This is a genomic window from Bradyrhizobium sp. BRP22 (assembly GCF_020194175.1).
In the GTDB taxonomy this organism is placed as follows: domain Bacteria; phylum Pseudomonadota; class Alphaproteobacteria; order Rhizobiales; family Xanthobacteraceae; genus Bradyrhizobium.
In genome coordinates, this window is sequence record NZ_JADYVX010000026.1 from 122270 (window position 1) to 128912 (window position 6643).

3 protein-coding genes are annotated in these 6643 nt (G+C 63.3%); 1 reads left to right on the top strand and 2 read right to left on the bottom strand.

The window, feature by feature from the left end; genetic code table 11:
- Nucleotides 1-8: 8 nt before the first annotated feature.
- Together I6F35_RS27420 and I6F35_RS27425 are read right to left on the bottom strand one after the other, a co-directional pair.
- Nucleotides 9-2324: an ATP-binding protein gene (locus I6F35_RS27420; RefSeq protein ID WP_225120778.1), complete on the bottom strand. Its 2316-nt coding sequence runs from the start codon at nucleotides 2322-2324 to the stop codon at nucleotides 9-11.
- Between the two features lie 192 nt (nucleotides 2325-2516).
- Nucleotides 2517-3890, bottom strand: a complete 1374-nt coding sequence (locus I6F35_RS27425; RefSeq protein WP_225120779.1) for a cation-efflux pump — start codon at nucleotides 3888-3890, stop codon at nucleotides 2517-2519.
- A 1775-nt stretch (nucleotides 3891-5665) separates the two neighbouring features.
- Here I6F35_RS27425 and I6F35_RS27430 point away from each other — a divergent pair.
- Complete coding sequence (locus tag I6F35_RS27430; protein ID WP_346283200.1) at nucleotides 5666-6223, top strand: alpha/beta hydrolase; 558 nt, start codon at nucleotides 5666-5668, stop codon at nucleotides 6221-6223.
- Nucleotides 6224-6643 lie beyond the last annotated feature (420 nt).

A 6643-nucleotide genomic window follows, 5' to 3' on the forward strand; every position in this document is an offset into this window, starting at 1 on the left:
CGAACTCTTTATGCCGCCGCCCGCAGCCTTGCCGCGCAGACGTCGCGGGGCAGGGCGATGCGGACCACGGTGCCGACGCCGAGCTTCGAGCGCAGCTTCATCGAGCCGCCGTGCAGGCTGGTCAGCGAGCGTGCGATCGCAAGGCCGAGGCCCGAGCCCTGATAGGTCTTGGTGAGCTGGCTCTCGACCTGCTCGAACGGCTTGCCGAGGCGCTGCAGCGAGTCCGGTGCGATGCCGATGCCGGTGTCGGCGATCAGCATCACGATGCGATCGTCCAGCACCTGGCTGCGCACGATCACGCGGCCATTGTCGGGCGTGAACTTCACGGCGTTGGAGAGCAGGTTGACGATGATCTGCTTGATCGCGCGGCGATCGGCCACCACGGGAATCGTGCTCCCGATGTCGGCATCGAGCGTCAGGTTCTTGACCTGCGCGCGTCCGGACACCACGCGCAGCGATTCCGCGAGCGTCCGCGACAGGTCGAGCGGCTCGAGGTCGAGCTTCATGCGTCCGGCCTCGATCTTCGACATGTCGAGGATATCGTTGATGACGTCGAGCAGATATTTGCCGCTGGTGAGGATGTCGTGGCAATATTCCTGGTACTTGTCCGAGCCGAGCGCGCCGAACATGCCGCTGCCCATGATCTCGGAGAAGCCGATGATTGCGTTTAGCGGCGTGCGCAGTTCGTGACTCATGTTGGCGAGGAATTTCGACTTGGCGGCGTTGGCTTCTTCGGCGCGGGTCTTCTCCTGCGAGTATTTCTCGGCGAGGTCGGCGAGCTCGATCGCCTGCCGCTCGAGTTCGGTCTGCGAGCGCTTCAGATCGACGACGGTGGCGCGCAGGCGCAGGTCGTTGTCGACCAGCTTCTGCTCATGCGCCTTGATGCGGGTGATGTCGGTGCCGACGGAGACATAGCCGCCGTCCTTGGTGCGGCGCTCCGAGATGTGCAGCCACTTTCCGTCCTCGAGCTGCGCCTCGAAGGTGCGCGCGCCCGGCATCGGCACGCCGGCCTCGTGCAGGCGGGTGCGCACCTCGGGCATGCTGCCGACCTCGATCACGGTCTCGTAGGAGGTGCCGGGAGCAACGGCCGAATCCGGCAGCTTGTGCAGGCGCTGGAAGTGCGAGTTGCAGAGCACAAGGCGGTCCTCGGCATCCCAGAGCACGAAGGCTTCCGGAATGGTCTCGATGGCGTCGCGCAGTCGCAGGTCCGCTTCCACGGTCTTCTCGGCGAGGCTCTTCTGCTCGGTGATGTCGACCGCAATTCCGATCAGGTGCAGGCCGCCATCGGCCGCGGTGAGGCTGAGCTCGCAGCGCACGCGCAGCCAGATCCAGTGGCCCTCGGTGTGCTGCATGCGGAACGACTGGTCGATGTGATCGATCTTGCCGGAGATGAGCTGGTCGGCAATGTCGAACAGATCGATGTCGTCGGATTTCACCAGCGCGTTGACCTCGCCGAAGGTCAGGAGGTCGTTGCGCGATTCGAGGCCGAGCAGGGTGAACATCGACTGCGACCAGAAGATGCGGCCGCGCGAGAGGTCCCAGTCCCACAACCCGCAGCGGCCGCGGTTGAGCGCAGTGTCGATCCGGCCGCGGACGGCGTCATTGATGAGATCGCCCTCGCGGGCGCGGGTCGACTGCCAGTGGAAGGCGAAGCCGAGGATGAGCACGACGAAGCCCGTGGTCGCCGAGAGCGTCACCGAGAGCGCGGCGTCCGATCCCCAGATCGGCTCGTTGGTCTCCTGGATCACGATCACGCGGCCGGGCAGCGATTTCACCGGGACCGAGATTGCCAGCGCGCTGTCGCCATTCGGCAGGATCATGTCGGTGAGGATGCCCTGCTGGCTGGGCGCGGCGAGCAGTTGCGCGGTGGAGACGATATCGAGCACCCGGTCGTTCTCGCCGAACGCATCGATCGGGGCGCGGGCGAGCACGCGGTGATCGGCGCTGGTGACGATGACATGGCGGCCCCGGGCGATGCCCCAGGACGGAATCAGATCGGCCAGCAGGCCCTGCAACTGCTCGATATTGCCGAGGCGCTCGCGGCGGCTCGACGTCAGGCGATCGAGCCGCTCGGCCAGGATATCGGAGAGGGCGGCGAGATCGCGCTTCAGGGCGGAGCGCTTCTGCCGGTTCTGGTCGACCACCTGGACGAAGGCGCCAAGACAGATCGTGATCAGGAAGGCGATGATGAGCGTGGGCACGGCCCGGCGCAGCGCAGGCTCGGCGGTCAAGAGCCTGTGGTAGTCTGGTTTCGCGATCGATTGCGCCAATCCCTTGATCGAATCGGATTGGACGCACGCGTTCGCCGCATGCGCACGCGCCATGCCCTAGACCCCCACCGCAATCTGATTTGCACACAGTCGGAAGCCAACCCCACGTTGCTCCCGAATCAATACGATTTGAATCCAGTTTTTCCGGCGTGTCGAGAGTCAACGATTCGTTAATGCGAAATAATTCTTGTCCAAGAGAGAAACGAGGCATGCAAATCGAGTCCGAAACGAGAACGTCGCGGTTTCCTACGGCCGCGACGGCTCGGCGTGACTGATGACGCGCTTGATGGTGGGGAAGGCGCGTCGCAGGGCGCGCTCGATCTCGTCGACGCCCTCATGCACCTTGATGACGCTCATCGACGGTGCGGCACGGCAGTGGAAGTTGACGATCTCGCCGGCGTCGGAGTCGCGGACGCGCACATTGTGGATGTCATGAATCGGGCCGTCAGCGGCAAAGCGCGTCAGCGCCTCCCTGATGGTTTCGACCCGACCGGGCGCGGCGTCGCTGCCCCACGGGAGTTCCGGCTCGAGCGGCTCGATATGGGTGTCGACCTCGACGTCCTCGCCGAAGTCCGCGCGGATCGCGCGCTCGAGATCGTGGGCAATGGCATGGGCCGCGGTGAGCTCCATCTCGCCGTCGACCTCGAGGTCGATGCTGACGATCAGCTTCTCGCCGAGCGCGTGGACGGTGACGTGATGGATGGCAAGCCCGGAATTGCGCGCGATCACCATGATGCGCTCGCGCACGCTCTCATTGTCGCGCGCGACCGGCACCGCGGTGAAGGTGAGGTCGGCATCGCCAAGCACGCCGGTGACCGCGGCCTGGGCCCTGCGCTTGATGTCTTCGACCCGGTCGATCGGAGTGGTGCGCGGCACCTTGGCGATCGCATCGATGAAATAGGTCGGGCCGACCATCCGCACGCGCAGCCGCTCGACATCGATGACGCCGGACACGTTCCGGATCGCTGCGATCGCCTGCTCCATCGCGCCTTCCGGCGCGCGGTCAACGAGGGTCTCCACGGTCGAGCGCGCCATCCGTAGGCCGAGCAGTGCGATCATGACGGCAACGGCGATCGCCGCCGCGGCATCGCCCCACCAGAAGCCGAGAGCGGTGAGCACGAGGCCGATGATGACGGCGAAGGAGTCCATCACGTCGGAAGCGAAATGCAGCGCATCGGCTGCCAGCGCCTGGCTCTTGGTGTCGCGCGCGGCGCGATGCAGCGCCCGTGCCCGCCACAGATTGACGAGGATGTCGACGATGAGGACCACGAAGGGGATCGCCGAGATCGTCGGTGGCGCAGCGCCTTCGCTCAGCCGGCTATAGGCCTCGACCAGGATGCCGCCCGCGAGCACGTAAAGCAGGGCGATGACGCCGAGCGCGGAGATGCTCTCGAGCTTGCCATGGCCATAGTGATGCTCCTGGTCCGCCGGCCGATCGGACACCCGCACCACGGCCCAGGTGATGATGGTGGCGACAAGGTCGATCGTGGAGTGCAAGGCCTCCGAGATCAGCGCCAGCGAGCCGATCGCGATCCCGACGGCGAATTTCGCCGCCGCGAGCGTACCGCTGGCGAGAACCGAGATCGCCGCGACCGAGGATTTGACGTTGTGCGCGCTCATGGGCTGCGGTGTAGCAGGGCGTTGCTGAACATCAAGTGCCGTTCGCGACACGCAACCGCCACTCACTCGCAACAGCAGGTGTGTTGCGAATTATTCCGAATCCAGAAAGTGTGTTGCGTAAGTTCAGCAGGCACATTTCAGATGCAGCTCTACATTCTCGCGGCGCGTTTCGCCCGAGTTTTGCAGGATCATTCGCCCCGGAACCAGAGGGCGCAGGGAACGCCGGGTGCGCGCTGCACCCGCGGTCTCGTGTGCATAAGTGCACAAAGAAGCGCACACGAGCATACAGGTTCAGCGGAGACACTCCGGCATTCCCTGCGCAATGGTTTTACGGCTTATATCGCGCTCTCCTCGGTGAGACCGGGCTTCTTGCCACCGTCGCCCGCGAGAGGCGTTGGCTCCTCACGGACTTGACGCCAGCGTCGGGGCGTCAGGACCACACGACTTCGCCGTCCGCCTCATGCGCACTCGTCCGTTGCGCAATCCGCGTCCACCGCATCCCACCGCAACACTCGTGACGATCGCGAAGCGCCCCTCAATCGGGTGAGACGCGCGAATTCATAGACTGATTTGCATTTCGGAAAAACAGAAATATTTTTTCCGAGGGGACTGGACAGGTTTTGCTGATTTGCCCGTCCGGGCAGGAGGACCGTGCGGCCGTCGCCCTGCCGCGAACACAATGCTCGCGGGCAACCGTTTGGGAGCAAAGCGGACAGCAGGTCGTAGTCAGAGCTCGCGGACTCGGCCGAAGATGCCCAAAGCGGGCGAAAATGAAAAAACATAAAAAAAATAAAAGAATGGTCGTTTCCCCTTGGTCCAATTTACCCGCACTGGCCCGCTTTCAAAGTCAGTCGTTCAATCACTGATATCATATGGAGACGCGCAAATGAGTAAGCTTGTTTCGGTAGGACTGATCGCCGCGGCCGTGTGCGCTAATTTCGCCAGTCCGGCCCTGGCGGCGTGGTACGACAAAAACGGCGCGGTCATCCACCCCTCCCGCGTCGTTCACTGCATCCGGGCTCCAGACGTTGGCCAGTTTGCCGGAGGTGCGTGGAATACTCCTCCCTGCGAGCCGGCAACCCGGGGCCGAGGCACCAGGGCGGCGTGGTACGACAAAAACGGCGCAGCCATCCCTCCCTCCCGCGTCGTTCACTGCATCCGGGCTCCAGACGTTGGCCAGTTTGCCGGAGGTGCGTGGAATAATCCTCCCTGCGAGCCGGCAACCTGGCGCTGAGGCGCCAGGTAAACACTAAAAAGCGCGTATGGGTCGGCGAAAAGCCCGCTCTGTCCGGGGCTGCCTTCTTCGACCTGTACCGACCCGCGCGAAGAAAGCTGCAAGATGCTGCCGAGATTCCCTGCGAAGGAATGTTCAATGGTCAGGACGGTTCGCTGACGATGTACGCCGGCGCCAAATCGCCGGACGTAGACAGGGAGAGCACCGGCCACCCGCGAGCGGCCCGTTCCATGGCGCCGCGCGTGGAGGCATGGATTGCTTCGTCGCGGAGCCTGTCATCGGGCCCGCCAGAGGCGGGACCCGTTGGCTCCTCGCAATGACGGGGGCTGTCATTCCGGGGCGATGCGAAGCATCGAGCCCGGAATCCATCTGGCCGGATCAACGACCGCCAACTGATGCTCGAATACACGGGGGGCGTGGTCTGCGGGATGGGCGTGGAAAAAGATGCACCCGTTCATGACTTCAGCAGGGCATCGGTTGGTCACTCCGACCTACACAGGTCTTGGTGAGAGGGAGCACTTGGCCAGCCCGTCAAACGATCTTGAAACTCATATCCAGGACATTCTGCAGGTCATTAAAATATGAAGACCTGAGTGAAATTGTGCTAGTCGGCCATAGCTACGGCGGCATGGTCGCAACAGGGGTTGCCGACCGGGTTCGAGATCGCATCGCCCGATTGATTTATCTCGATGCCTTTGTCCCAACGGACGGACAATGTTTGATGGATGCGAACCCACCGACGGTACGGCAGCGCATGCAAGAAGCCGCAAAGGCGGCCGATGGATGGCGGGTACCATCCAATCCTATTCCGCCTGACACATCGGAAGCTGACGTGAAATGGATTTCCGAGCGTCGGGTCCTCCAATCCATCAAGTGCTTCGAGCAGCCGCTTGCGATGCGCGGCAATCTGACTTTGCCGCGCAGCTACGTTTATTTCACCCGCGTGACTCCTGCGGACACCTTCCGACCATTCGCCGAGCGCGCAAAAAACGATCCCAATTGGCACTATTACGAGCTCGACGCCAGCCATTCAGCGCACGTAACTGCCCCTGAAGCGCTTGCGCGGCTGCTGCAAACGATCGTGTCGCAACCCACATAGGCTGAGCGCTCGCGCCTGGCAGCGCGTTATGTCCGGAGCCGCGAACCGAGTTGCCACGTTTTGAGGAGTGCGCGCTTGCGCGCGCCGCTCCTCATCGAGGGCGGCTCTTGGCCCACGGCCGAAACCCGGATTGAAGATCGCCGCGTCAGCTCACCGCGATAGACCGGACGCCGCTCAGCGGGGCGTCAAATGCCGCTTGTGACCCAATTCGGACATTGGGATCGCGGGTATTGATCGTATCGTTTAGCCGCGACGCCCGGCCAGTGTGCGATCTTTCGGATGGTCGTGAAATTGTATAGTCTTCTTTAGAGCTGCTCTTTGAGGCGGGACGTGCCGACGTCTCCGTTCGAGGTGAATGAGCAGCGGGAACTGCCGTCGGCGAGCATCGCACTCTCAATAAAACCGACAGTCCTTTTGTGC